This window comes from Sphingomonas sp. SDUR79, from assembly GCF_056821745.1.
On record NZ_JBPDIN010000001.1, the window covers coordinates 3,678,864 to 3,703,364 of the forward strand.

At 65.6% G+C, this 24,501-nt stretch carries 21 protein-coding genes; 11 read left to right on the forward strand and 10 right to left on the reverse strand.

Annotated features, from left to right (window positions below):
- The first annotated feature begins 56 nt into the window (after positions 1–56).
- On the forward strand, positions 57–302 hold the full coding sequence (locus ACRYLO_RS18095) for a hypothetical protein (protein WP_482661445.1): 246 nt from the start codon (positions 57–59) through the stop codon (positions 300–302).
- A gap of 41 nt (positions 303–343) precedes the next feature.
- Here the strand turns inward: ACRYLO_RS18095 and ACRYLO_RS18100 are convergent, their stop codons facing one another.
- The gene (locus ACRYLO_RS18100) at positions 344–1,633 is read right to left on the reverse strand and encodes an adenylosuccinate synthase (protein ID WP_482661446.1); all 1,290 of its coding nucleotides are present in this window, start codon (positions 1,631–1,633) and stop codon (positions 344–346) included.
- A gap of 70 nt (positions 1,634–1,703) precedes the next feature.
- Complete coding sequence (locus ACRYLO_RS18105) at positions 1,704–5,081, reverse strand: PAS domain-containing protein (protein ID WP_482661447.1); 3,378 nt, start codon at positions 5,079–5,081, stop codon at positions 1,704–1,706.
- A 108-nt stretch (positions 5,082–5,189) separates the two neighbouring features.
- On the opposite strand from ACRYLO_RS18105, the gene ACRYLO_RS18110 reads away from it, so the two are divergent.
- Positions 5,190–6,194 (forward strand): fumarylacetoacetate hydrolase family protein, encoded by a 1,005-nt coding sequence (locus tag ACRYLO_RS18110; protein WP_482661448.1) that lies wholly within the window; start codon positions 5,190–5,192, stop codon positions 6,192–6,194.
- Between the two features lie 132 nt (positions 6,195–6,326).
- On the forward strand, positions 6,327–8,483 hold the full coding sequence (locus ACRYLO_RS18115) for a M3 family metallopeptidase (RefSeq protein WP_482661449.1): 2,157 nt from the start codon (positions 6,327–6,329) through the stop codon (positions 8,481–8,483).
- 18 nt (positions 8,484–8,501) lie between these two features.
- On the opposite strand, the gene ACRYLO_RS18120 is transcribed toward ACRYLO_RS18115, so the two are convergent.
- From ACRYLO_RS18120 to ACRYLO_RS18130, 3 genes are all read right to left on the reverse strand, one after another.
- Positions 8,502–9,092, reverse strand: coding sequence for a DUF1989 domain-containing protein (locus tag ACRYLO_RS18120; RefSeq protein ID WP_482661450.1), 591 nt, complete (start codon positions 9,090–9,092; stop codon positions 8,502–8,504).
- On the reverse strand, positions 9,082–9,777 hold the full coding sequence (gene gntA, locus ACRYLO_RS18125) for a guanitoxin biosynthesis heme-dependent pre-guanitoxin N-hydroxylase GntA (RefSeq protein ID WP_482661451.1): 696 nt from the start codon (positions 9,775–9,777) through the stop codon (positions 9,082–9,084). Before gntA ends, ACRYLO_RS18120 begins: the two co-directional genes overlap by 11 nt.
- Positions 9,778–9,866: 89 nt before the next feature.
- Positions 9,867–10,247 (reverse strand): glycine zipper 2TM domain-containing protein, encoded by a 381-nt coding sequence (locus ACRYLO_RS18130; protein ID WP_482661452.1) that lies wholly within the window; start codon positions 10,245–10,247, stop codon positions 9,867–9,869.
- A gap of 333 nt (positions 10,248–10,580) precedes the next feature.
- Here ACRYLO_RS18130 and ACRYLO_RS18135 point away from each other — a divergent pair, with 333 nt between their 5' ends.
- Positions 10,581–11,567, forward strand: a complete 987-nt coding sequence (locus ACRYLO_RS18135; RefSeq protein ID WP_482661453.1) for an esterase-like activity of phytase family protein — start codon at positions 10,581–10,583, stop codon at positions 11,565–11,567.
- Positions 11,568–11,667: 100 nt separating this feature from the next.
- Here ACRYLO_RS18135 and rpmB read toward each other — a convergent pair whose 3' ends face one another.
- Positions 11,668–11,958, reverse strand: a complete 291-nt coding sequence (rpmB, locus tag ACRYLO_RS18140; RefSeq protein WP_294016335.1) for a 50S ribosomal protein L28 — start codon at positions 11,956–11,958, stop codon at positions 11,668–11,670.
- Positions 11,959–12,129: 171 nt separating this feature from the next.
- Between rpmB and ACRYLO_RS18145 the strand changes: the two genes are divergently transcribed.
- Positions 12,130–12,405, forward strand: a complete 276-nt coding sequence (locus ACRYLO_RS18145; RefSeq protein WP_482661454.1) for a hypothetical protein — start codon at positions 12,130–12,132, stop codon at positions 12,403–12,405.
- Positions 12,406–12,492: 87 nt separating this feature from the next.
- On the forward strand, positions 12,493–12,921 hold the full coding sequence (locus tag ACRYLO_RS18150) for a nucleoside deaminase (RefSeq protein WP_482661776.1): 429 nt from the start codon (positions 12,493–12,495) through the stop codon (positions 12,919–12,921).
- 144 nt (positions 12,922–13,065) lie between these two features.
- Here ACRYLO_RS18150 and ACRYLO_RS18155 read toward each other — a convergent pair whose 3' ends face one another.
- Positions 13,066–13,743, reverse strand: coding sequence for a YiaD family glycine zipper/OmpA-like lipoprotein (locus ACRYLO_RS18155; protein WP_482661455.1), 678 nt, complete (start codon positions 13,741–13,743; stop codon positions 13,066–13,068).
- Positions 13,744–13,869: 126 nt separating this feature from the next.
- Between ACRYLO_RS18155 and ACRYLO_RS18160 the strand changes: the two genes are divergently transcribed.
- A complete protein-coding gene (locus ACRYLO_RS18160) occupies positions 13,870–15,177 on the forward strand; it encodes a hemolysin family protein (protein WP_482661456.1) in 1,308 nt (435 codons plus the stop codon).
- On the opposite strand, the gene ACRYLO_RS18165 is transcribed toward ACRYLO_RS18160, so the two are convergent.
- From ACRYLO_RS18165 to purD, 3 genes are all read right to left on the reverse strand, one after another.
- On the reverse strand, positions 15,174–15,374 hold the full coding sequence (locus ACRYLO_RS18165) for a hypothetical protein (protein WP_482661457.1): 201 nt from the start codon (positions 15,372–15,374) through the stop codon (positions 15,174–15,176). The two genes, ACRYLO_RS18160 and ACRYLO_RS18165, sit on opposite strands and share 4 nt — an antisense overlap.
- 60 nt (positions 15,375–15,434) lie before the next feature.
- Positions 15,435–16,955 carry a vWA domain-containing protein gene (locus ACRYLO_RS18170; protein WP_482661458.1) on the reverse strand — a complete coding sequence of 507 codons (1,521 nt, stop codon included), beginning with the start codon at positions 16,953–16,955 and terminating at the stop codon, positions 15,435–15,437.
- A gap of 439 nt (positions 16,956–17,394) precedes the next feature.
- The gene (purD, locus tag ACRYLO_RS18175; RefSeq protein ID WP_482661459.1) at positions 17,395–18,663 is read right to left on the reverse strand and encodes a phosphoribosylamine--glycine ligase; all 1,269 of its coding nucleotides are present in this window, start codon (positions 18,661–18,663) and stop codon (positions 17,395–17,397) included.
- On the opposite strand from purD, the gene xseA reads away from it, so the two are divergent.
- The 4 genes from xseA (at position 18,662) to ACRYLO_RS18195 (ending at position 24,415) form a co-directional block, all read left to right on the forward strand.
- On the forward strand, positions 18,662–20,041 hold the full coding sequence (gene xseA / locus ACRYLO_RS18180) for an exodeoxyribonuclease VII large subunit (protein WP_482661460.1): 1,380 nt from the start codon (positions 18,662–18,664) through the stop codon (positions 20,039–20,041). The two genes, purD and xseA, sit on opposite strands and share 2 nt — an antisense overlap.
- A gap of 30 nt (positions 20,042–20,071) precedes the next feature.
- Positions 20,072–20,275 (forward strand): DUF2093 domain-containing protein, encoded by a 204-nt coding sequence (locus tag ACRYLO_RS18185; protein ID WP_482661461.1) that lies wholly within the window; start codon positions 20,072–20,074, stop codon positions 20,273–20,275.
- Between the two features lie 44 nt (positions 20,276–20,319).
- Entirely contained in the window at positions 20,320–21,153 is an 834-nt protein-coding gene (locus ACRYLO_RS18190) for a M23 family metallopeptidase (RefSeq protein ID WP_482661462.1), read from the forward strand.
- Between the two features lie 211 nt (positions 21,154–21,364).
- Positions 21,365–24,415: a TonB-dependent receptor domain-containing protein gene (locus tag ACRYLO_RS18195; RefSeq protein ID WP_482661463.1), complete on the forward strand. Its 3,051-nt coding sequence runs from the start codon at positions 21,365–21,367 to the stop codon at positions 24,413–24,415.
- The last annotated feature ends 86 nt before the right edge of the window (positions 24,416–24,501 follow it).

The window sequence follows — 24,501 nt, forward strand, 5'->3', positions numbered from 1 at the left end:
GCGACTTCTGCTGCGCGACGCGCGTTCAACCCGCGCCGTGTAATCAGGAGTATTCTATGCGCCACAAGACGCTGTTCAGCCTCATCGCCCTTGGCGGATCGTCCGCCGCTATCGCCGCGATGGGCACCCCGCAGATCGAACCGCCGCTGCAGAATGACATGACCAACGAAGTCGCACCCGACGACACCATTGCGCCCGAGACGCTGTCCAACCGGACCGACGTCGAGCCGAGCGCCGAGCCGACCGATCCGACGCAGGGCGGGAGCGACACCGCGCCCGAACCCAATTCGACCTTTTACTGACGGTTCGTCCCCGGGCGCGGTCCGCCGCGTCCGGGTTACCTTCAGTCCGCGAACGGATCGCGGACCAGGATCGTGTCCTCACGCTCCGGGCTGGTCGAGACCAGCGCTACCGGGCACCCGATCAGCTCTTCGATCCGCCGAATGTACTTGATCGCCTGCGCAGGCAGCTGCGCCCAGCTACGCGCACCCGCCGTCGATTCGCTCCAGCCCTCGATCTCCTCATAGACCGCGACCGCGCGCGCCTGATCCTGCGGGCTGGGGGGCAGATAATCGTAATGCTTGTCGCCGACGGTGTAGCCGGTGCAGATCTTCAACGTCTCCATCCCGTCGAGAATGTCGAGCTTGGTCAGCGCGATGCCGGTGACCCCGCTCAGTGCGACCGACTGGCGCACCAGCACCGCGTCGAACCAGCCACAACGGCGCTTGCGGCCCGTGACCACGCCGAACTCGCGCCCGCGCGTGCCGAGCAGTTCGCCGATCTCGTTGTCCTGCTCGCTCGGGAAGGGGCCGGAGCCGACCCGCGTCGTGTACGCCTTGACGATCCCAAGCACGAAGCCGACCGACCCCGGGCCAAGGCCCGAACCCGACGCCGCCGCGCCGCTGACCGTGTTGGACGAGGTAACGAACGGGTAGGTGCCATGGTCGATGTCGAGCAACGCGCCCTGCGCACCCTCGAACAGGATGCGTTTGCCCGCTTCCTTGGCACCCTTCAGCGTCAGCCATACCGGCGCGGCATAGGGCAGCACCGACGGCGCAATCTCGCGCAGTTCCGCGATCAGCGCGTCGCGGTCGATCGGCGGCTGCCCGAACCCGGCACGCAGCGCGTCGTGATGCGCGCACAGCCGGTCCAGCTGCGGCCCCAGATCGTCGAGATGTGCCAGGTCGCACACGCGGATCGCGCGGCGGCCGACCTTGTCCTCATACGCCGGGCCGATGCCGCGCCGCGTCGTGCCGATCTTGCCCGACCCGCTCGCATCCTCGCGCAGCGCGTCGAGGTCGCGGTGGAAGGGCAGGATCAGCGGCGCGGTCTCGGCGACCTGCAGCGTCTGCGGCGTGATCTCGACGCCCTGCGCGCGCAGCTTCTCCATCTCGTCCCGGAAATGCCAGGGGTCGAACACCACGCCATTGCCGATCAGCGACAGCGTGCCGCGCACCAGGCCGGACGGGAGCAGCGACAGCTTGTAAACCTTGTCGCCGACGACCAGCGTGTGACCGGCATTATGCCCGCCCTGAAAGCGAACGACGAGGTCAGCGCGGCTGGCGAGCCAGTCAACGATCTTGCCCTTCCCCTCATCGCCCCACTGGGCGCCGATCACCGCGACGTTCGCCAACTATCCGATCCTTTCAGCTTATGCGCGGTCCCCCTAGTCTCCATGGGCGCGCGCGTCCAGCATCGCGCGGTCAGCCGTCCAGCGCGGCACGCACCTTGGCGGCGAGCTGGGCCACACCGAACGGCTTGGCGATCAGCGCGGCGGCGATCCCGGCATCATTGGTGATCGCATTCTCATCGGGGGTATAGCCGCTGGTGTAGAGCACCTTGAGCCCCGGCTGCCGTTCCCGCGCGCGGCGGGCCAGCTCGTCGCCGGTCATCTCCGGCATCACCACATCGGTGAACAACAGCGAAATCGCCTGCTGCCCGCGCGCCATGATGCGCAACGCCTCGATCCCGTCGGGCGCCTGCAGCACGGTGTAGCCCAGTTCGCGCAGCGCCTCGACCGAATGGTTGCGCACCCGCTCTTCGTCCTCGACGACCAGCACGACCTCATCGGGCGATCCGGTGCGCAGCGCCGTCGCGTCCGTCGCCGGATCGACCGCGTCGGGCACCACGTCATGGCGCGGCAGCAGCAGCGTGACGCGCGTGCCGCGGCCCGGCGCCGTGTCGATCGCGACATGGCCGCCCGACTGGCGCGCAAAGCCGAACACCTGGCTCAGGCCGAGCCCGGTGCCCTTGCCCACGCCCTTGGTGGTGAAGAACGGGTCGAACGCGCGCGCCGCCACCTCCGCCGACATGCCCGACCCGGTGTCCGCGACCATCAGCGCGACATAATCCCCCGTCGCCAGGCCCAGCTCGCCCGCCTCGCCCGCATCGAGCGTGCGGTTGGCGGTCTCGATCGTCAGCCTGCCGCCCTCGTGCATCGCGTCGCGCGCATTGACCGACAGGTTCAGGATCACATTCTCAAGCAGATTGGGGTCCGCCAGCGCGGGCGCCAACCGACTCTGCAGCCGCGTCTCGACCGTGACCTTCTCGCCCAGCGTCCGCATCAACAGCTCGATCATGCCGGATACCAGCGCGTTGATGTCGAGCGAAACCGGCGCCAGCGGCTGCTGCCGCGCAAAGCCGAGCAGGCGCTGGGTCAGCGCCGCGGCGCGGGTCGCGCCATCCTTTGCCGCAACGATATAGCGGTCGAGATCGGTCGCGCCCTGCGCGATCCGGCGTTCGAGCATGTCGAGCGAGCCGATGATCACGGCGAGCATATTGTTGAAATCATGCGCGATGCCGCCGGTCAGCTGGCCGACTGCTTCCATCTTGTGCGCCTGGCGCAACCGTTCCTCGGCCGACATCAGCTGGCGCGTGCGCTCCTCGACCGCCTGTTCCAGCTCCTGCCGCGACCGGGTCAGCACCTCGCGCGCATCGACAATGTCCTGAATGTCGGTGCAGGTGCCGAACCAGCGGGTGATCGCGCCATCGTCGTCGCGCACCGGCTGCGCCCGGCCGAGCACCCAGCGATACACCCCGCTATGATGCCGCAACCGATATTCGATATGATAGGGATCGCCGCTTTCGAGGCACGCGCGCCACATGGCCCAGGAGCGCGGCTGATCGTCGGGGTGGAACAAGTCGCTCCACGCGTCGCCATCGGTCGATCCATAGGGGACACCGGTGAACTCGTACCAACGGTCATTATAGTAATCGTGATAGCCGTCGGGCAGGGTCGACCAGACCATCGGGTCGATCGAATTGGCGATTGCGCGGAACTTGGTCTCGCTCTCGCGCAGCGCGATGACGGCGGCGGCGCGCTCGACCGCGTCCCAGCTCGACTGGGCGACCGCCTCGATCAGTGCGACTTCCTCCGGCCGCCATTCGCGCGGCACGGCCTGATTGGCGTAGAGGCTCCCGACCCACGCCCCGCCGCGCATCAGCGGCACGCCGACTGCTGAGGGGGAATAACGCGACAGGTCGCTGCCGACAAACCGTGAATCCGCAGCGGCATCATGCGATACCAAGGTCAAACCTTGACGGTAGATCGCATTGGCGGCGCCCATATCCAGGCGCTGCGTACCCTCCAGCGACGGGAGTTTGCCGGATGACACACAGGGGCCGAACTGAACCGCATCGCCGTCCGCGACCCGGTAGAAGCCGACCCGGTCGATCCCCAGCCGTTCGGCAATCGCAGCCGCGCCGAGCCGCATGATCGCCTCGGGCGAATCCAGCGCACGCTGGCGCCCGGCAAGGTCGAACAGAAAGGCCTGATCCTGGGTCGCCGCCTCCAGATCGGCGGCGGCCTTGCGCGCGGCTTCCTCCGCCTCGCGCCGCTCCGTGACTTCGAAAATAACGCCGGGAAAGCGTATCGCGCGTCCCTCGGCGTCATAGGTGCAGCGGCCCTGCGCAGCGACCCAGCGTACCCGCCCGTCGCGATCGACCAACCGGTACTCGCTGGAAAAGCGGTCGCCGCTGCGGACTGCCTGACGGACTTCTGCCAGCAGGCGCTCCGAATCCGCCGGATGAACATTGGCCAGGAACGATTCACTCGGCCCACCCTTGTCGGCCAGCGCCGGATCGACGCCATAGAGCTGGGCAAGCCGCGCATCGGTGCGCAGCTGGTCCGTCGTCAGGTCCCAGTCCCACACGCCGACGATGTTGGTCGCCTGCAGCGCAAGCTGGAGCCGCTCCTCGCTCTCGCGCAGCCGCTGCTCGGCGACGACGCGCTCGGTGACGTCGTTCGCCTCGATGAAGATCGCGGTCGTGGTCCCTGCGTTGTCCTTGATCGGTTGAAAGACGAAATCGACCAGACGGGTGTCGGCTACCCCGTCGCGAACGAGCTGAACCGGCTGGCCGGTCGCGCGATAGGCCACGCCGGTGTCGAATACCTGATCCAGCAGATCGACGAACCCCTGTTCGATGATCTCGGGCAGCGCTTCCGCAACGGGCTTGCCGATCAGCTCGGCGCGTCCGGTCAGCACATGATAGGCCGGGTTGGTCAGCGCAAAGACATGATCCGGCCCCTCCAGCAACGCGACCGCGCCGGGCGCCTGCTGGAACAACTCGTGCAACCGTTCGATCTCCGCGCGGCGTTCGCGCTGCGACAGCACCGTCGCGGTTGTCTCATTGCCCTGATTGAGGATGCCGCAAACCGTGCCGAATTCGTCGCGGATCGGAGTGAAGCTGTAATTCCAATAGGTTTCCTGCGGCTTCCCGCCGCGTTCCATGTCGAGCCGCTGGTCATAGGTGGCGAACCCTTCACCGGACTCGATAACGCGCGCAAATTGCGGGCCGACCACGTCCCAGATTTCGGGCCAGACCTCGGCACCGGGACGGCCCAGCGCATCGGGGTGCCGCTCCGCCGGAATCGGCGCCCAGGCATCGTTGTAGAACAGCCGCAGCTCGGGACCCCAATAGATCGCGGTCGGCATCTCCGAACTCAGGCAGATGCCCAGGGCAAAGCGCAGCGGTTGCGGCCAAGTTTCTGGCGGACCCAGCGGCGTTGCGGTCCAGTCATGCACCCGAATACGACGACCCATCTCGCCGCCTTGCTCCAGGAATTGAAGCTCGGAATACATGTGTTGAGCGTTGCGGGTTGCGCTCGCGCCTGTCAATGCAGGGGACGAAGGTAATCGACCGAAACCAGCCGGTTAGACGGCAGGCGATCCTTGAGCAGGAGAATCAGCGTGAAACTGGCCAGTCTTAAGCACGGGCGCGACGGTCGCCTCGTCGTCGTGTCGAGCGACCTCGCCTGGTATGCCGATGCCGGCCATATCGTCGGTACGTTGCAGGCGGCGCTCGACGATTGGGACCGCTATGAGGGTGCGTTGCGCAACCTCGCCACCGATCTCGACCATGAAGTCATCCCGCGCGAGCGGTTCCACGAGCGCGAGGCCGCTGCGCCACTGCCGCGCGCGTACCAGTGGGCCGATGGCTCGGCCTATGTGAACCATGTTGCGTTGGTACGGCAGGCGCGCGGCGCGGAAATGCCCGACAGCTTCTGGCACGATCCGCTGATGTATCAGGGCGGCAGCGACGGCTTTCTCGGCCCGCGCGACCCGATCCCGCTGGCGGACGAGAGCTGGGGCTGCGATCTCGAGGCCGAAGTGGTCGTCGTCACCGGCGACGTCCCGCTGGGAGCGAGCCGGGAAGAAGCGCTCGCCAGCGTTCGCCTTGTCGGCCTCACCAACGACGTGTCGCTGCGCAACCTGATCCCGGGCGAACTCGCCAAGGGCTTCGGCTTCTTCCAGTCCAAACCTGCCAGCGCCTTCTCGCCGGTATTCGTGACGCCGGATGCGCTGGGCGACTGGTGGCGCGATGGCAAGCTGCACCGGAAGCTGATGGTCGATCTGAACGGTCAGCCCTTCGGCCGCGCCGAGGCGGGTGAGGACATGACCTTCGACTTCGGCACGCTGATCGCGCACGCCGCCAAGACGCGCGCGTTGGGGGCGGGCACGATCATCGGATCGGGCACCGTCTCGAATCGCGATGCGACAGGCGGCCCGGGCAAGCCGATCGCGCAGGGTGGCGTGGGCTATTCCTGTCTCGCCGAAGTTCGCACCGTCGAAACGATCCGCGACGGCCAGGCAACGACCCCGTTCCTCAAGGCCGGCGACACCGTCCGCATCTGGGCCGAGGACGACAAGCACCACCCGATCTTCGGCACGATCGAACAGACCGTCGGGGGGTAATCGCATTCCTCCCTCAGCTTGCCCGGGGGAGGAATTAAGCTGCGACCAGCCGCGCCATTCGTCGCGTCCGGCTTGCCAAGCATGCGCCGGGCCGTATCATCCCGCTATCACACCATTTCCCAGGGGAAGTTCATGAAGCCCGTATCCGGCGCGATTTTGCTCGCCACCGCCTCGCTCCTGTCGATCCTGCCCGCCGCTGCCCAGACCCCGGCCGCGCCAACCGCAACCGCTACCGTGGATCCAGCACCGATGATCGACACCTGGCCCGGCCCGTTCGACGGCGTTCCCCAGTGGGACAAGGTCACCCCGGCGATGTTCCCGGCGGCGTTCGAGAAGGGCATGGCCGAGGCGCGTGCGGCGTTCGCCAAAGTGCGCGACAATCCTGAGGCACCGACCTTCGCCAACACGATCGAGGCACCGGCCAAGATGACGACGTCGCTGTCGCGCGTCTTCCCGGTATGGGGCGTCTATACCAGCAACCTCGCCAGCCCCGAGGTTCAGAAGATCGCGCGCGAATGGAGCCCGAAGCTGTCGGCCTTCTCGACCGAACTCAGCCTCGACCCCAAGATGTTCGCACGCGTGAAGACGCTCTACGACAAGCGCCAGACGCTCGGCCTCAACGCCCAGCAGATGCGCCTGCTCGAGCGGACCTATCGCGATTACGTCACCTCGGGCGCGCTGCTCAACGAGGCGCAAAAGGCCGAGATCAAGCGGATCAACGGCGAGCTGTCGGTTGCCTATACCGAATTCAGCCGCCGCGTGCTGGCGGACGAAGAGACCGCCATCATCATCGATAGCGAAGCCGACCTTGCCGGCCTGCCCGACAGCTTCAAGGCGAGCCTTGCCGAAGAGGCCAAGGCGCGTGGGGCTGCGGGCAAATGGGCGGTCAAGAACACCCGCTCGTCGATGCAGCCCTTCCTGATGTACGCCACCAACCGCGCGCTGCGCGAGAAGGTCTACAACGCCTATATCAACCGCGGCGACAATGGCGGTGCGACCGATACCAACGCGATCATTGCCAACATCCTGAAGCTGCGTCAGGAGCGCGCCAAGGTGCTCGGCTTCAAGACGCATGCGCATTACCGCATGGACGACACCATGGCCGAAACGCCGGAGAATGCGACCAAGCTGATGATGTCGGTCTGGCCCGCCGCGGTCGGTCGGGTGAAGCAGGAGGTCGCCGACATGCAGGCGCTTGCCGATGCCGAAGCAGCAGCGGGCAAGGGGCCGAAGATCAAGATCGAGGGCTGGGACTATCGCTATTATGCGGAGAAGGTCCGCAAGGCGAAATATGACCTCGATGAGAGCGAGGTGAAGCCGTATCTTGAGCTCAACAACATGGTCAACGCCATGTTCTACGCCGCCGGGCGGCTCTACGACCTTGAGTTCAAGGAAAATACCGGCACGATTCCGGTGTTCCAGGCCGATGTGCGGACGTTCGAGGTCAAGCGCCTCGGCAAGACGGTCGGCGTCTTCTACCTCGATAACTTCGCGCGTGCCGGCAAGCGTTCGGGGGCATGGGCGACCAGCTATCGCAGCCGTTCGGGGCTGCGCGGCGACGATATCGTGCTGGCGTCGAACAACAACAACTTCACCAAGGGTGGCGGCGGCGAGCCGACGCTGATCAGCATCGATGATGCTTCGACGCTGTTCCACGAATTCGGCCATGCGCTGCACAGCCTGCTCGGCAATGTCTATTATCCGGGCCTCGCCGGCACGCCGCGCGACTTTGTCGAATATCCCAGCCAGGTGAACGAAAACTGGCTGCTGACCCCCGATGTGCTCAACCGCTTCGCCAAGCACTACAAGACCGGCGAGGTGATTCCGGCGGCACTGGTGGAGAAGATCGAGAAGGCGTCGACGTTCAACCAGGGATTCGACACGGTCGAATATCTCTCATCCGCCATTGTGGACATGCAACTCCACAATCGCGACACCCCGGTGACCGATCCCGACGCGTTCGAACGCGACACGCTCGCCTCTTTGGACATGCCGCGCGAGATCGTGATGCGGCACCGCCTGCCGCAGTTCAATCACCTCTTCTCCTCCGACGCCTATTCGGCGGGCTATTACAGCTACCTGTGGTCGGAAACGATGGACGCCGACACCTGGGCCGCGTTCGAGGAAAGCGGCAATGTCTGGGACAAGGCCACGGCGGACAAATTCCGGACTATCCTGTTGGAAACGGGCAACGAAACCGACCGCAAGGAAGCGTACAAGGCCTTCCGCGGCCGCGATCCGGACGTCAACGCGCTGTTCAAGCGCCGTGGGTTCCCGACCGGAAACTGACCGCAAAGCGCCGCCGGATCACTCCGGCGGCGTTATTTCCCAGTCGATCGGCTTGAACGACCCGTTGTTCGACTGCAGCGCCGAACAGGCGGTCAGCCCGATCACCAAATCCTCCATCGCCCGAAACACGATCCGGTCCCCCGCCTTGCTGAGCGGCGGATCGACGCGCAGTTCGCCTGTGGTGCCATCGACCGGCACGTTCATGAAGCAGTTGAACGCGGTCGGGATCATGTCCTCCGCGACACCATAAGGCGCCAGCGCGGCGGCGAGGTTGCCGAAGCAGCCGCGATGCGGATCGGTGTCGCCATAGATGATCCGGAACGTGTCCTTCGAACACGGCGTCAGCAGGAAATCATGCCGCCCGACATCGTCGGCCACGATCTCCAGCAACACATTGCTGCGGTTCGAATAGAGTTTGTCGCCTGTCGTCAGATAGATGCGGCTGGCATAATCCAGCGTCCGGCCGGACGAGATCACCTCACCGACATCATCCTTGCGATAGGCAAGCAGGTCGGCGACCTGCTCGCCGGTCGGGTCGGTGACGGTCAGCAGCGCTCCCTTGGGCAGCTCGAACGCGACGCCTGAACGCGGGGCAATCCTATGCGGCATCCTGGGCACCTCCACGGCCGCGGAACGGGCAGCGCCATTCGGGATCGACCACCCGCCCGCTATATTGCCGCGCTTCGGAGACGGTGCCGTGCTGCGCCAGCATCGGGTTGGGCGCGCCCGCCAGCGCGACATCGCGCGCCACGATCGAATCGCGCAGCTTCTCATACCGGCCCTGCGCGCGCAGTTGCTCAAACTGGTCGTGCAGATTGAACACGAGCGCCGGGCGATCGAACCGCCGGGCCGGCCGACTCGCCTGCGGGTGCAGGCCGACCACGAAAAACGCCTCGCCACCGAAGCTGAGCGAGAAATGCGGGTCGCCGGGGTCGTGGCTGACGCGCGGATCGCCCGGTTGCCCCAGCCATTCGTCCTTGTCGGTCAGCGATTGCAGCCGAGCCCAAAGATTCGTCTCGAACGTCGGTTCATCCAGCGCACGGTCCTGTTCGAACAGCACGACGAGAGATTGGAACAGTTCGGGCTCGGCACGGTAACTGGCAGCAAGGTCGTGCAGGTTCGGTAGAATGCGCAGATCGTCCCAGGCCGACCCGATATCCTTGCCCACGACGAAGCGCATGCGATCGCGGCTCAGCGCGGATTTGGCGCCGACACAGGGGAACTCGGTCGATTTGACGAACGCGCGAAAGCGCTCCGCCAGCGGATGCGCAGAGTCATTGCAGGGTTTCAGCATGGCCGCACAACGCGTGAGCGGCCAAGTGGTTCACACGAAAAGGGCCGACCCCATAGAGGCCGGCCCAATTCGATCCGCGTCGTTAGCGCTTAGCGGCGGCAATAGCCCGGCCGGTCGGCCCGGTCGATCTCGCGCCCGGCCAGTGCGCCGACCACGCCGCCCAGGATGGTGCCGATGGTCTTGTCGCCGCGACCGGCAATCGCATTACCGGCCAGGCCGCCGGCGATCGCGCCGACAATCGCGCCGCCCTCGCCATCACGGCACCGGTCCGCCGCGCGCGGGCGATAATGCTGACGGCGGTCACCGCGACGATAATCGCGATGGTCGCGATACCCGCGATAATCGTCGCGCTGATAGCCGCGGTCGTCGCGATATTCATAGCGGCTTTGCGCCGCGGCCTCGGTCGCGGGGACCAGCGCGGTGCCGGTCATCGCCAGCGCGGCGCCGATCAGGGAAAGCTGCTTGAACATGTCGTATCTCCTTGTTCGTCCGATCTCGTTGAACAAGGGATTCGCATAATCGCATTGAGCGATCCCTGAATGCGCCTGTTATGCGTGGTTCAGGATCGTTGCGGAATCGTAAAGGGGGGTGCCGGTGGACCCGTAGCGCCCGAGGGGGAAGTGCCCTGTCCCGGTACGCAACACGGGAAATCGGGCGGGGCGTTCGGATCGCACCGGCATGTCGGGCAGGTCCGCGAAATACGCCGCGGAACAGCTTGGCTGTCGTTTAGCTGAACGGCATCCAACCCAGGCTGAACAAGGCTGTTATCTGAGGTTCAGCTTTGCGGCGCGATTGCGGCCGCTATGAAGAGCGTGATGCGCGTCATCCTGTCGATCCTGCTGATCCTGCTCTTCGTCCCGCAATGGTCGGGTGAGGCACGGCTGCCGCTATTGCCGCGCACCGCGACGATTCAGGCGACACAGGTGGTGCTGGAACCGGGCAATCCGCAGCGCACGCAACTCGGCGGGCTGACCTTCCTCGGCGGGGTCGCGCTTGAGGGGGAGGGGGCGGCGTTCGGGGGCTTTTCGGCGATGGCGGTGGACGGCGACCAGTTCACGCTGCTGAGCGACGGCGGCAACATCGTGTCGTTCGCGATGGGTGCGGACTGGAGGCCGCGCGCCGTGCGCTTTGCCGAGCTTCCCGCTGGCCCGGGCAAAGGCTGGCACAAACAGGATCGCGACAGCGAATCGCTGACGACCGACCCTGTGACCGGACGGATCTGGGTCGGGTTTGAACGGGCGAACGCAATCTGGCGCTATGAACGGGGCTTTGCGCATGCGCAGGCGCACGCGACGCCCCCGGCTCTGGCAAACTGGTCAAGCAACGGCGGGGCCGAGGCGATGGTGCGTCTGCGCGATGGCCGCTTCGTCGTGCTGGCGGAGGACCACAAGGGCGACGCAGCGGGGACGGTGCGCGGCATCATGTTCAGCGGCGATCCGGTCGTTGCCCCGCGCCGCGGTTTCGCGTTCAGCTATCGCCCACCGCGCGGCTTCAAGCCGACCGATATGGCGGAGCTTCCGGATGGGCGTATCGCGATCCTCAACCGGCGCTTTGCGCTGCCGCTGACCTTCACTGCGACGCTCACGGTTGTTCCGCGCACGGCGATTCGGCGCGGGGCGATCGTTACCGGTCGGGAGATCGCCCGATTCGAGGGTGCGGTGCTGCACGACAATTTCGAGGCGCTCGCGGCCGTGCGGGAAGGCAGGGACACGATCTTGTGGATCGCGTCGGACGACAACCAGCTGTTTCTGCAGCGCTCATTGCTGCTCAAATTCCGGCTCGATCGATAGACGGCACCGGGTTCCGACTCGGCGGCAGCGATTAAAACGCCGAACGGCCCGCGTCCCGAAATGGGAGCGGGCCGATCAGAAACCCGGTCGCCGAAGCGAATCAGGCTGCGGCAGTCGCCTTCTTGGCGATTTCGCGCTTCAGGCGGCGCGCGCGCAGCGACAGCTTTTCATCGCCGGTCTTCATCAGCCAGTTGTCGAGGCCGCCATTATGCTCGACCGAGCGCAGGCCGTGCGTCGACACGCGCAGACGGATCGAGCGCTCGAGCGCTTCCGACATCAGCGTCACATTCTGCAGGTTGGGCAGAAAGGTACGCTTGGTCTTGTTATTGGCGTGGGAAACATTGTGACCCACCTGCCGGCCCTTGCCGGTCAGCTCGCAAATGCGCGACATCGAATCGTTCCTAGGTTTCAGCCTGTCCAGCGGCGCTGGGAAAGAGCGGCCCGATAACGGGACAGCGCGATTTCGTCAACCGTGCATCGCCCTGTATCGCACCGTGCGTGCAACCCCTATGGTCAACAATGCGTTATTTCGCAAACGATTCGAACAGGGAGATCGGACTCGATGCGTGGACTTCTGGCAATTCTCGGCCTCGCGGCCGTGGTAATCGTAGTGCTGATGTCGCTTGGCATGCTGAGCGTCGACATGAAACCGGGCGCGCTCCCGACCGTGAAGTTCGAGGGCGGGAAGGCCCCGACCGTTGCGGCGGACGTCGGTGATGTCGGGATGGGCACCACCAACAAGACGATTCAGGTGCCGACCATCACCATGGAAAACAAGACGATTCAGGTCCCGACCGTAGAGGTCGAGAAGGCGCAGCCGACGCCGGCGGCCAAGTAACCGCATTCAACCGCGGCGCGTCGGCACAAGGTAGCCGACCGCCGCTGTCTGGGGCATAGCAGCGGCATGTTCCCGCTGCCCGAACCCATGCGCGCCGCACTCGACGCCGCGCGCGCCGCCGCTGAGACCAGCGAAGTGCCGGTCGGCGCGGTGGTGATTCAGGGCGATCGCGTGGTCGCGGTCGCGGCCAATGCGCCGCGGACACTGCACGATCCGACTGCACACGCCGAAATACTGGCTATTCGTGCGGCGGCACAGGCGCTCGGGCGCGACCGGCTGGAGGATTGCGACCTGTGGGTCACGCTGGAGCCGTGCGCGATGTGCGCGGGTGCCATCGCCCATGCCCGCATTGCCCGTCTTTATTATGCAGCGAGCGACCCCAAGGGCGGTGCGGTTGAGCATGGCCCGCGTTTCTTTGCTCAACCGACCTGCCACCACCGCCCTGACGTGTATCCTGGGATCGGTGAGGGCGAGGCCGGTGCGCTGCTGCGAGAGTTTTTCGCCGCGCGGCGGTAATCTCCCTCTCCCCGCTTGCGGGGAGAGGGCCGGGGAGAGGGGGCTGTTGTAGCGGCTTCTGCCGATCCGACAGCCCCCTCTCCCGGCGGCGCTTCGCGCGCCACCCCTCCCCGCAGGCGGAGAGCGGGTAAGCTGCTCTCAAGATCAGCGCATGTCGCTTTCCCGAATCGGGACGATCTTGATTTCGACGCGGCGATTCTGGGCGCGGCCTTCGACGGTCTCGTTCGATGCGATCGGCTGGGTTTCGCCATAGCCGAGCGTTTCGAGGCGGGCCGACTCGACCCCGCGCGACACCAGATAATCGGCGACCGCTACTGCGCGCCGCTCCGACAAAGTCTGGTTATAGGCATCCGAGCCCGTCGAATCGGTGTGGCCATACACATCGACATAGGTCTGATTATAGCGGTCGAGCACATCGGCGACCTTGTCGAGCGTCGGGCGGAATTGCGACTGCACCGTCGCGCTGTCAGTCGCGAAGGTGATACCCGACGGCATCGACAGAATCAGGTCGTCGCCGCGGCGGATCACCTCGACATCGGTGCCGGCGGTGCGTTCGCGGATCTCGCGCTCCTGACGGTCCATATAGTTGCCGATCGCGGCACCCGCGACCGCGCCGATCCCGGCACCGACGATCTTTTCGGTCCGGTCACGCCGCCCGCCGACGATATCGCCGAGCAGATAGCCGCCCAGTGCGCCGCCGATGGCGCCGATGCCGGCCTTGGAAATCCGCTGCTCGCCGGTAACCGGATCGGTGACGCAGGCACCCGTCAATGCCAGCGCGGCGACGGCGGGGATCATGGCCCAGTTGGTAGTAAAACGCATAACAGCCTCCTTGAACTTTCGCACGACAAACGGCCCGGCAACAGCCTTGTTCCGCCTGCGCACCGACATGATTTCAATCGGCGGTTGTGAAAGCGGCCTGAATGCGACTATGGGGAGTGCAGGCCAATGGACCCGCTTCCCCCCATACCCTGGATCGATGTCGCGATCATTCTCGCACTGGTCGCGCTCAACGGCGTGTTCGCCATGTCCGAACTTGCGATCGTATCGGCGCGCAAGGCGCGGCTGGAGGGGTTGGCGCGCTCTGGCAAGCGCGGCGCGCAGACCGCGCTCGATCTTGCTGCGGACCCCGGCAAGTTCCTGTCGACGGTACAGATCGGAATCACCCTGATCGGTATCATCAACGGTGCCTATTCGGGCGCCAGCCTGGGCACGCCCGCCGGCGCGCGGATCGCGGCGCTGGGCGTCGAGGCGGAGCTGGCGCAGACGATCGGTTTCGCCATCGTCATCGCCTTTACCACCTATGTTTCGCTGATCTTCGGCGAGCTGGTGCCCAAACAGTTCGCGCTGCGCTCGCCCGAGCCGTTCGCGGTGGTCATTGCGCCGATGATGAAGTTGCTCGCGCGCATTACCGCGCCGGTCGTATGGGTGCTGGACCGCAGCAGCGCGCTGGTGTTCCACCTGCTGCGGCTCAACCGCGAGTCCGAGAATCGCGTGACCGCCGAAGAACTGCACATGATCGTCGCCGAAGCGACCCATTCGGGCGTGATCGAGGAGCATGAGCGGTCGATCATCTCCGGCGTGGTGCGCCTAGCCGACCGCCCGGTCCGCGAAGTGATGACCCCGCGCACCGATGTCGACTGGATCGACGTCAATCTGGACGAAGCGGCAATCCGCGCCGCGCTGTCGGCGACTCCGCATACGCGGCTGCCGGTGGCTGACGGTTCGGTCGATGCGGTCATCGGCGTGGTGCAGGCGCGCGATGTCGTGACCGCGCTGATCGAAGGGCGTCCGCTCGATCTGCGCGCGCTGGCACAACCCGCGCCGGTGCTGCCCGATCAGGTCGATGCGATGGACGCGCTGGGCGCGTTGCGCCGCGCTGCGGTGCCGATGGGCTTCGTCCATGACGAATATGGACATTTCGAGGGGATCGTGACCCCTGCCAATCTGCTCGCGGCGATTGCGGGTGAGTTCTTGTCCGATGTCGATGCGGGCGACAACCCGTCAATCACCGTGCGTGAGGACGGATCGCTGCTGGTGTCGGGCCAGCTTGCCGCAGATTCGCTGGCCGATCGGATCAAGATCGATCTGCCCGAGGATCGCGATTATGCAACCGTCGCCGGGCTCGCGCTGGCGGTGCTCAAGCGCTTGCCGAATGAGGGCGAGAGCTTTGTCGAACAGGGCTGGCGCTTCGAGATCGTCGATATGGACGGCCACAAGATCGACAAGCTGCTGCTCAGCGAAGTTGCGGATTAGGGCTCCGCGTCGCGTTCCTCAGCCGCGCGTTCAGCCTCCTCGCGCGCTTGTTTCCGCTGACGACGCAGCCGATTACCCCACCAGAGAATGGTGATCGCGCCCGCGGCAAGGATTGCGATCAATATCATGTGCGAGACCGTCACCCAGGCGAATGTCTCGGCAATCCCCGCCGGCGGAACATAAGGTTTTTCGTCCATCGGTCATGCCTCCCCGCGTCATTGCATAGGCGAAATGCGCGAATAGGCCGATCGGGCCCATCAGTCCTTTGATGCGCTGCGCACCTCCTGCACCGCCGCCAGCTGGGCGAGCTTGAGGAATTCGTTGCGCCAATAGCCCTGGGGGTTGCCCGCAAGACCGCGGATCGCGGCATAGCTGTAGCCGCCGAGATATTTGTCGCCGCGCAGCTTCTGACCGAACGCCGCGACGGCGACAGCGAACGCCATGTCGCCGCTCGGTGTCGGGGCTGCGCGCAGGAGCGATGCCGGAACAGGCTTTTCGATCAGGCGCGACGCGACTTCGCCAGGGAGCTTGTAGCGCAGTTTGACGAACGCCAGCTCCCGTCCCGACGCGGTCGGCGCGGACGGGCGATTGCCGTCATAGCGGCGATCGGGCAGCCAGCCCTTGCCGCCCGCCGGCACGACTTCATAAATCGCCGTCACTTGATGCCCCGCGCCGATATCGCCGGCATCCACCGCATCATTGTCGAAATCCTCTTCGGCCAGCGCGCGGTTCTCGTACCCGATCAGGCGATACTGGCTGACCTGCGCCGGGTTGAACTCGACCTGCACCTTCACATCCTTGGCGATGGTGAACAGCGACGCGCTGAGCTCGTCGTCGAGCACCTTCTGCGCCTCCATGGCGCTGTCGATATAGGCATAGTTGCCATTGCCGAGATCGGCGATGCGCTCCATCAACGCCTCGTTGTAATTGCCCTCACCAAAGCCGAGCGTGGTCAGGGTGACGCCGCTGTCGCGATATTTCTTCACCATCGCCTCCAGCGCCTTGTTGTCGCTGACCCCGACATTGAAATCGCCATCGGTGGCGACGAAGATGCGGTTGATCCCACCCTTGATGAAGTTCGCGCTGGCGATGTCATAGGCGAGCTGAAGCCCCGCAGCGCCCGCAGTCGACCCACCCGCTTCGAGGCAATCGAGCGCGGCGCGGATATGTTTGGGGTTCGCGGTCGGGTCGAGCACGACGCCCGCCGCACCGGCATAGACGACGATCGACACGCGATCCTTCGGCGTAAGCTTGTCGGCCAGCATCGTCAGCGCGCGCTTGACTAGGGGCAGCTTGTCGTCGCTGCTCATCGATCCCGAAACATCGACCAGGAAGACGAGGTTCGCCGCCGGGCGGCCCTGTGCGGTCACGTCATAGCCACGCAGCCCGAGGCGGACGAGGCGGGTGTCGGGGTTCCACGGGGTCTGCGCAACGTCGGTGGTCACGCTGAACGGCTGTTGCCGAGATGCGGGCAGCGGATAGTCGTAGCGGAAATAGTTGATCATCTCCTCGGTCCGCACCGCCTCGGCGGGGGGAGTCTGCCCCTTTTGCAGGAAGCGGCGGACATTGGAGTAGGCGCCGGTATCGACATCGACCGAGAAGGTGGAAACGGGCGCGGTCGCGACCGACTGGACGGCGGCAACCTCTTTGCCTTCATAGCGTTCGCGGTTGTCAGCGGAGCCATAGGGGGCGGTTGCGGCATAGCCTGGCGCGCTCCGCTTTGCAGCATAGTCGGCGGCGGAACCGGGCACGATCGCCTGGGGGGCTGGCGCGGACATGGCGGGCGGTGGGGGCGGTGCAGGCGGTGCGAAATAATGCCGCGGCGCGGGGCCGCCCCGTGGTCGCGAAGAAATGGCACCGGGCCGATAGGCGCTACTGCCGGTTTTGCACCGCACGGGGGAGTCGTTGCCGGCGCTCGGCGGCGCGGGTCTGCGGACTTGAGGCGCGCTGGCGGGTGGCGGCGCGGCGGCTCCGAGCAACAGCGAGAGCGAAACGAGGGCGGCGGTGCGCTTCATGGAGCTTCCCCTTTTGGTCGCATTAGGCGAGCCAAGGGGTGCGCCGCTCGCGATGAGCCGCAGATGAACAAGTTATATTGTTACATGGTTTGACTGAAAGTGTCAGAAGCCGCCGTCGCCCCGGCGCAGGCCGGGACCGCCCGAGGCCAGTCCTTACCTTTCCATCTGGCGGCCCCGGCCTGCGCCGGGGCGACGGCCGGGGTCAGCCCCGCTCGCGTGCCACTTCGCGCCAGCCGATGTCGCGGCGCGCGAAGCCGCTGGGGAAGTCGATCGCATCCACCGCGCGATAGGCGGCGGCCTGGGCATCGGTGACGGTGGCACCGGTGGCTGTGACGGTGAGGACGCGGCCCCCGGCTGCGACGAGCGTGTCGCCATCGCGCTTGGTACCCGCCTGGAACACCTTCGCGCCGGCCGCTTCGGCTGCCGCGATGCCGCGAATTGCGCCGCCCGACTCGGGCGTTCCTGGATAACCTTTGGCCGCCATCACCACGGTGAGCGCAGTGTTCTCCGAGAAGCGCGGCACGGCGCGGTCGGCAAGCTCTCCCGCCTCGGTCGCCAGCATCAGTTCGAGCAGATCCTCATCCAGCCGCATCATCAGCACTTGGCATTCGGGGTCGCCGAAGCGGGCGTTATATTCGATCAGCTTCGGCCCGGTGCGGGTGAGCATCAGACCGGCGTAGAGAACGCCCGAATAGGGGGTGCCGGCCTTGGCCATTCCCGCGATGGTGGGCTTGATGATCGTTTCGATCGCCTCGGCCTCCAGCGCGGGGGTCAGCACCGGGGCGGGGCTGTACGCGCCCATTCCGCCCGTGTTCGGGCCGGTGTCGCCGTCGCCGACACGCTTATGGTCCTGCGCCGAGCCGATCGGGAGATAGTTCACGCCGTCGGTCAGGACGAACAGGCTGGCTTCCTCGCCGTCCAGAAACTCCTCGATCACCGCTTCACCGCCAGGCTTTTCGAAGATCGCGGCGATCGCGGCCTGTGCCTCGTCTTCGCTCATTGCGACGGTGACGCCTTTGCCGGCAGCCAGCCCGTCCGCCTTGATCACCACCGGACGGCCGAAGTCGCGCGCCAGCACTGCGCGGGCAGTGTCGAGGTCGCGGACCCGGACATAGCCTGCGGTCGGAATATTTTCGCGCGCACACAGATCCTTGGTGAAACCCTTCGAGCCCTCGAGTTGGGCAGCGGCCTGCGACGGGCCGAACACCGGCAGTCCGGTGGCGCGCAGCGCGTCGCTCAGGCCATCGACCAAAGGCGCTTCGGGGCCGACCACGACAAAGCCGATCGCGTGGGCGCGGCAGAACTCGATCACCGCTGCATGATCGGTCAGCGAAACATCGTGGCACGTCGCGTGATCGGCGATTCCGGGGTTGCCGGGGATCGCATGCAGGCTATCGAGCCGGGGCGATTGCGCGAGCTTCCAGGCGAGCGCATGTTCGCGGCCACCCGACCCAAGCAACAGGACGTTCATGTCAGATCCCTTCGACGATATCGATATGCCCCGGCTCGTAGCCGAGGGGCGGGAAGGGGACAATGACGCGCCGCTCAGCATCGGCGAATTGTCGCAGCGGCTGAAACGGATGGTCGAGGGCGAGTTCGGCCATGTCCGGCTGCGCGGCGAGATTTCGGGCTATAAGCGCGCGGCGTCGGGCCATGTCTATCTGGCGCTGAAAGATGCCGATGCGGTGATCGATGGCGTCATGTGGCGTGGCGCGGCGGACCGGCTGCCGTTCCGCCCGCAAGACGGGATAGAGGTCGTCGCGACCGGCAAGCTGACAATCTATCCCGGCCGCTCGAAATACCAGATCGTGATCGAGCGGATGGAGTTGGCTGGCGAAGGCGCGCTGATGGCGCTGTTCGAGAAGCTGAAGGCGCAGCTGGCGGGCGAAGGGCTGTTCGACGTGTCGCGCAAGCAGCCACTGCCGTTCGCGCCGAAGGTGATCGGCGTCGTCACCTCGCCCACCGGAGCGGTGATCCGCGACATTCTGCACCGCCTCGCCGATCGCTTCCCGACCCGCGTCCTCGTGTGGCCGGTGAAGGTGCAGGGCGATGGCGCTGCGGCTGAGGTCGCGGCGGCGGTGCGCGGATTTGATGCAATGCCTGCCGATGGGCCGGTGCCGCGCCCCGATCTGGTCATCGTCGCGCGCGGCGGTGGGTCGATCGAGGATTTGTGGGCGTTCAACGAGGAGCCGGTGGTGCGTGCGGTCGCGGCGTGCCGCATCCCGGTGATCTCGGCGGTGGGGCATGAGACCGACACGACCCTGTGCGATTTCGCCGCAGACGTGCGGGCGCCAACCCCGACTGCGGCTGCCGAAATGGCGGTGCCGGTTCGGGCGGACCTCAGTCATCATGTCGCGACGCTGGCGCTGCGCACCGAACGCTGTGCGCGGCGTTATCATGAGCGCGGCAATGAGCGGTTGCAGGCGCTGGTGCGCGTGCTCCCGCGTCGCGACGCGCTGCTCGGGCCGCAGCGGCAAAAGGCGGACGACCTTGCCGCGCGACTCGATCGCGGGCTGGAGCGGCGGGTGACCGTCGCGCGAGGGATCCTCGACCGCGCCGGCGGGGCGCTGCGCCCCGCCGTTCTGGAGCGCAAGCTGGAGGGGTTGCGCCACCGGCTTGAGGGCACGGGCAAGCTGCTCGATGCGGTCAATCCCGACAATCTGTTGCAGCGCGGTTATGTCCGGGTCGGTGCCAAGGCGACCGGCAAGGTGATCGCGAGCGCGGCTGACGCACGCGCCGCCGGGGCACTGACGCTCCAGTTCGGAGACGGCACCGTGGACGCGCGGGTTGAGCGCGGCGGCGGCAAGCCCTATGCTGGGGACAAGCCCGAACAGCCCGGCCTGTTCTGACCCGCCCCAACCGCAAGAGTGAGCGTAGCCATGTTGATGTCGTCCAATTCCGCCCGCCCGGCACGGCTTCATTATATGGCGAACGGTTTTCGCGTGCTCTCATCGGGCGATCATGTCGTGTGCGCGGTGAGCGGGGAGAATATCCCGCTGGATGCATTGCGCTATTGGAGCGTCGCGGACCAGGAAGCCTATGCGACCGCCGAGATCGCAACCAAGGCGATGAGTGCGGCGTGAGGAGGGTCGGGGGGGCAATCTTCGCGGGCGCTGCATTCGCGCTGATGGCCGCTTTTGGGGGAGTGGCCGCTCCGACGGCGGCGTCTCCGCCGCAAGCGGCACAGTCGCGCACCGCATTCCGGTTCGACGGGCCGATGATCCAGGGCGGCACCCTGCTCGGCACCGCACCCGCGCTGACCAGCCGGGTGACACTTGACGGTCGCGACGTGCGGGTTGCATCGGATGGACGGTTCCTGATCGCGTTCGATCGCGATGCTGCGGCCAGCGCCGAGTTGGTCGCGACGCGGGTCGATGGCAGCCTGTTGCGCCAGACGCTGACGATCCAGCCGCGCGCCTGGCGGATCGAACGGCTGAACACGCTTCCGCGATTTGCCCAGCCCAGCGCCGAGTTTCAGCGCCGTCGTCCTGCCGAACTGGCGCAGATCAATGCGGCGCGGGCCAAGTCGCACGATGTGCATGGTTGGCGACAGGATTTCATGTGGCCGGTGACCGGGCGCATCTCCGGCCTGTTCGGGTCACAGCGCATCTACAAGGGCGAGCCGGGCTCCTATCATTCCGGCATCGATGTCGCGCGCCCGACCGGCACGCCGATCATCGCCCCCGCCGACGGCGTGGTTGTGCTTGCCGCGCAGCTGCCGTTCACGCTCGAGGGCAAGCTGCTGATGCTCGACCATGGCATGTCGCTCAACAGCGCCTTCCTGCATTTGTCGCGGATCGACGTGAAGGTCGGCGACGTGGTGCGACGCGGTCAGAGGATCGGCGCGATTGGCACCACCGGCCGCTCGACCGGCCCGCATCTCCACTGGGGGATGAAATGGGGCAATGCGCGAATCGATCCGCTGCTGATCGCCGGGTCGATGCCTGTAACGGCGGACTAGTGCTGCCTGCCGGAAAACGACTCTAGGACCGCGCCGACTACACGCCATATGTGACGTTTTTGTCACGGCATGACGACTTTGCGACAGCCGGCGTGCCAAGCTCTTGTGCGGTGCATCGTTGCAGACGTATCGATACCCAATCTGCGCGGCGTTCGTCGTGCGTGAACGATGGGGCGTCCAGCGCGATGTCCCGAAAAACGGGGAGCTTCCAATGGTATCAAATGTTCGCAGGCACCTGCTTACCTCGACCCTGCTGATCGGCACTGTGGTCGCAACGCCGGCCTTCGCCCAGACTGAAGAGGCTCCGGCCGAGGGTGAGGCGATCGTCATCACGGGTTCGCGCATTCTGCGCCCGAACCTTGAAGCGAACAGCCCGGTCACCAGCGTCACCGGCCTTGAGACCACTCAGAACGCCGACGTCACGCTCGACACGTTCCTGAACACGCTGCCGCAGGTCAATCCGGCCGGCACGACCACGTCGAACAACCCCGGCAACGGCGGTCAGTCGAACATCGACCTTCGCGGCCTGGGCGCCAACCGCAACCTGGTGCTGGTCGATGGCCGTCGCCCGATGGTGTCGGCGTCGAACCAGACGGTCGACCTCAACACGATCCCGCAGGGCCTGATCGAGCGCATCGATGTGCTGACCGGCGGCGCGGGCGCGGCCTATGGTGCCGACGCGGTCGCAGGTGTCGTCAACATCATTCTGAAGGACGATTTCGAGGGCGTCGATCTGCGCGCCAACTATACGAACTCGATGCCGCAGACCGACGCGCGCGAATATCAGATCAGCGGCACGATCGGCGGCAACTTCGCCGATGATCGCGGCAACTTCGCGCTGTCGGTCGAATATGCCGAGCGTCAGGGCCTGATCAAGGCGCAGCGTCCGTTCGCGGCGCAGGCGACCTCGACCACCGGTTCGTTCCCGACGGGCTCGCTCGTCAACAGCGCGACCAATTCGTACAGCCAGGCGGTCGTCAACTCGATCTTCACCGCCTATGGCGTGCCCACGGCACAGCTTCCGCGCACCAACCAGCTGGCGTTCAACTCGGACGGTACCCTGTTCGGTGTCGGTACGTTCAACTCGCCGGTCGACGTTGTGAACTTCCGCTATGGCCTGGATTCGCCGGCCAACCCGAACCTCAACTATTTCCCTGACTTCTATTCTTACAACTTCGACATCGTGAACATCCTCGTGCTGCCGCTCGAGCGCTATTCGGCGTTCACCCGCGGCAACTACAAGCTGAACGATGCGTTCGAGTTCTTTGTCCAGGGTGCATATACCAACTACCAGTCGGCGACCGCGCTGGCGCCGACCCCGGTCAGCACGGGTATCGTCAACACGACCAGCACCGCGTCGGCTCTGAACGCCCGCTCGCCGCTCGTCGAGGTTGGTCAACGGATCACCGGCTTCGTGGTGCCGGTCACCAACCCGTTCCTCCAAGCTTCGCCGGATCTGGTCGCGCTGGTCAACTCGCGCACCGGGGATGACCCCTTGCTGGCCGGATCGGGTGCCGCCGAAGGCGTGCGCATTGGCTATCGCTTCCTTGGCACCGGCCTGCGCGAGCAGCAGTTCGAGAACCAGGTCATTCAGGGCTTGGCCGGTCTGCGTGGCGAGTTCGCGCCCAACTGGCGTTACGAGGCCTATTATTCGTGGGGCAAGACGGTCATCGACCAGCGCGCCACCGGCAACGTCAACGTCCAGCGCGTGCAGCAGCTGCTCGAAGCGCCCGATGGCGGCGTCAGCCTCTGCGCTGGCGGGTTCAATCCGTTCGGTATCCAGCCCTTCTCGCAGGCGTGCGTGGATTTCGTCGACGAAGTCGGCGTGACCAAGACCACCTTCACCCAGAAGGTGGCTCAGGCCTATATCACCGGTCAGCTCGCCGAGCTGCCGGCTGGCCCGCTCTCGGTCGTGTTCGGTGCCGAAAAGCGTGATTTCCGCTACGAGTTCGATCCCGGCGCACTGTTCGGTCCGATTGCCGGCTTCAACACCAGCACGCCCGACCTCGGCACGAACAGCTTCCTCGACTTCTTCGGCGAAGCGTCGATCCCGATCCTCAAGGACGCTCCTTTGGCCGAAAGCCTTGAGCTGACCCTGACGGCGCGTCACTCGAAGAGCGACTTCAACGATATCCAGAACGGAATCGATGGGTCGCCGTCGAACGACTGGTCCTATGGCGGCACGCTGACCTGGTCGCCGGTGCGTGAGCTCCGCTTCCGCGCCAGCTATCAGCATTCGGTGCGCGCACCGAACTTCGGTGAGCTGTTCTCGGGCGGCGGCAGCTTCCCGCAGATCTTCGATCCGTGCTCGACCAACTCGAACTTCCGCGCGACGCGGGGTGCGACTGGCGCTGCCCTGTGTCAGGCGACGGGTGTGTCGGCAACGACGCTCAACACCTTCGTCGCAACGCCGGGTGCGCAGGCCTTCATCACGGTGACGGGCAACCCGAACCTGAAGCCTGAAAAGTCGGACGCGTTCACCGCAGGGTTCGTGTTCAACGCGCTCGGCTTCACTGGGTCGATCGACTATTACAACATCAAGGTCAGCGACACGATCTTCTCGCCGGACGTGAACGAGATCATCGCATCGTGCTATGGCTATAACGACATCAACCCGAGCCTGAGCACGACCAACCCGTATTGCGGTGGCCTGTTCCGCTCGAACAACAACATCGCGGCGATCTTCCTGCCGCCGTCGCTGGGTGGTGACTCGAACGGCTATTTCCAGGCGGTCAACCAGGGGTCGCTCAAGACCTCGGGCATCGACTTCCAGCTGGGTTACAACCTGCCGACCGAGTTCGTTGGTCCTGAATCGTCGATCAACTTCAACCTGCTCGTCAACTATCTGTTCGACTTCAAGGTCACTGGCCTTGGCGGTCTGCAGACCGACTATGCGGGCACCGCTTCCTATTTCGGCGCTGGTCTCGGCACCAGCTTCCCGGAATGGAAGGGGACGATGAATGTCGGCTTCAACCTGAACAAGGGCCTCTCGCTGCAGAGCCGCGTGCGCTACATCGATGCGATGGAAAACCGCGCGTCGCGTCAGTTTATCGGCGAGACGTTCACCGGTCCGGGCTCGGTCTGGTATTTCGACTTCGCCGTGCAGGGCCAGGTCGAGAACATGACGCTGCGTCTGGGTCTGAACAACGCGTTCGACCGCAAGCCGCCGACCTATGCACCGAACGTGCAGTCGGGCACCGATCCGTCGACCTACGACGTTATCGGTCGCCGCTTCTATGTGTCGGCACGGCTCAAGTTCTGATCCGACCGGATCAGCAGCTTTGGAAGGGCGAGGCGATTGCCTCGCCCTTCTTTTTTGGGGCAAGGTGCGTGCATCGGTTTGACAGC

Bases quoted from the DNA above. Each gene is read 5' to 3' on its own strand.
- ACRYLO_RS18095 (WP_482661445.1), top strand. From the start codon at position 57: ATGCGCCACAAGACGCTGTTCAGCCTCATCGCCCTTGGCGGATCGTCC.
- ACRYLO_RS18135 (WP_482661453.1), top strand. From the start codon at position 10,581: ATGAAGAGCGTGATGCGCGTCATCCTGTCGATCCTGCTGATCCTGCTC.
- ACRYLO_RS18105 (WP_482661447.1), bottom strand. From the start codon at position 5,081: ATGTATTCCGAGCTTCAATTCCTGGAGCAAGGCGGCGAGATGGGTCGT.
- ACRYLO_RS18115 (WP_482661449.1), top strand. From the start codon at position 6,327: ATGAAGCCCGTATCCGGCGCGATTTTGCTCGCCACCGCCTCGCTCCTG.
- ACRYLO_RS18185 (WP_482661461.1), top strand. From the start codon at position 20,072: ATGTTGATGTCGTCCAATTCCGCCCGCCCGGCACGGCTTCATTATATG.
- ACRYLO_RS18155 (WP_482661455.1), bottom strand. From the start codon at position 13,743: ATGCGTTTTACTACCAACTGGGCCATGATCCCCGCCGTCGCCGCGCTG.
- ACRYLO_RS18160 (WP_482661456.1), top strand. From the start codon at position 13,870: ATGGACCCGCTTCCCCCCATACCCTGGATCGATGTCGCGATCATTCTC.
- ACRYLO_RS18170 (WP_482661458.1), bottom strand. From the start codon at position 16,955: ATGTCCGCGCCAGCCCCCCAGGCGATCGTGCCCGGTTCCGCCGCCGAC.
- rpmB (WP_294016335.1), bottom strand. From the start codon at position 11,958: ATGTCGCGCATTTGCGAGCTGACCGGCAAGGGCCGGCAGGTGGGTCAC.
- ACRYLO_RS18120 (WP_482661450.1), bottom strand. From the start codon at position 9,092: ATGCCGCATAGGATTGCCCCGCGTTCAGGCGTCGCGTTCGAGCTGCCC.
- purD (WP_482661459.1), bottom strand. From the start codon at position 18,663: ATGAACGTCCTGTTGCTTGGGTCGGGTGGCCGCGAACATGCGCTCGCC.
- ACRYLO_RS18190 (WP_482661462.1), top strand. From the start codon at position 20,320: ATGGCCGCTTTTGGGGGAGTGGCCGCTCCGACGGCGGCGTCTCCGCCG.
- xseA (WP_482661460.1), top strand. From the start codon at position 18,662: ATGTCAGATCCCTTCGACGATATCGATATGCCCCGGCTCGTAGCCGAG.
- ACRYLO_RS18150 (WP_482661776.1), top strand. From the start codon at position 12,493: ATGCGCGCCGCACTCGACGCCGCGCGCGCCGCCGCTGAGACCAGCGAA.
- gntA (WP_482661451.1), bottom strand. From the start codon at position 9,777: ATGCTGAAACCCTGCAATGACTCTGCGCATCCGCTGGCGGAGCGCTTT.
- ACRYLO_RS18145 (WP_482661454.1), top strand. From the start codon at position 12,130: ATGCGTGGACTTCTGGCAATTCTCGGCCTCGCGGCCGTGGTAATCGTA.
- ACRYLO_RS18165 (WP_482661457.1), bottom strand. From the start codon at position 15,374: ATGGACGAAAAACCTTATGTTCCGCCGGCGGGGATTGCCGAGACATTC.
- ACRYLO_RS18195 (WP_482661463.1), top strand. From the start codon at position 21,365: ATGGTATCAAATGTTCGCAGGCACCTGCTTACCTCGACCCTGCTGATC.
- ACRYLO_RS18130 (WP_482661452.1), bottom strand. From the start codon at position 10,247: ATGTTCAAGCAGCTTTCCCTGATCGGCGCCGCGCTGGCGATGACCGGC.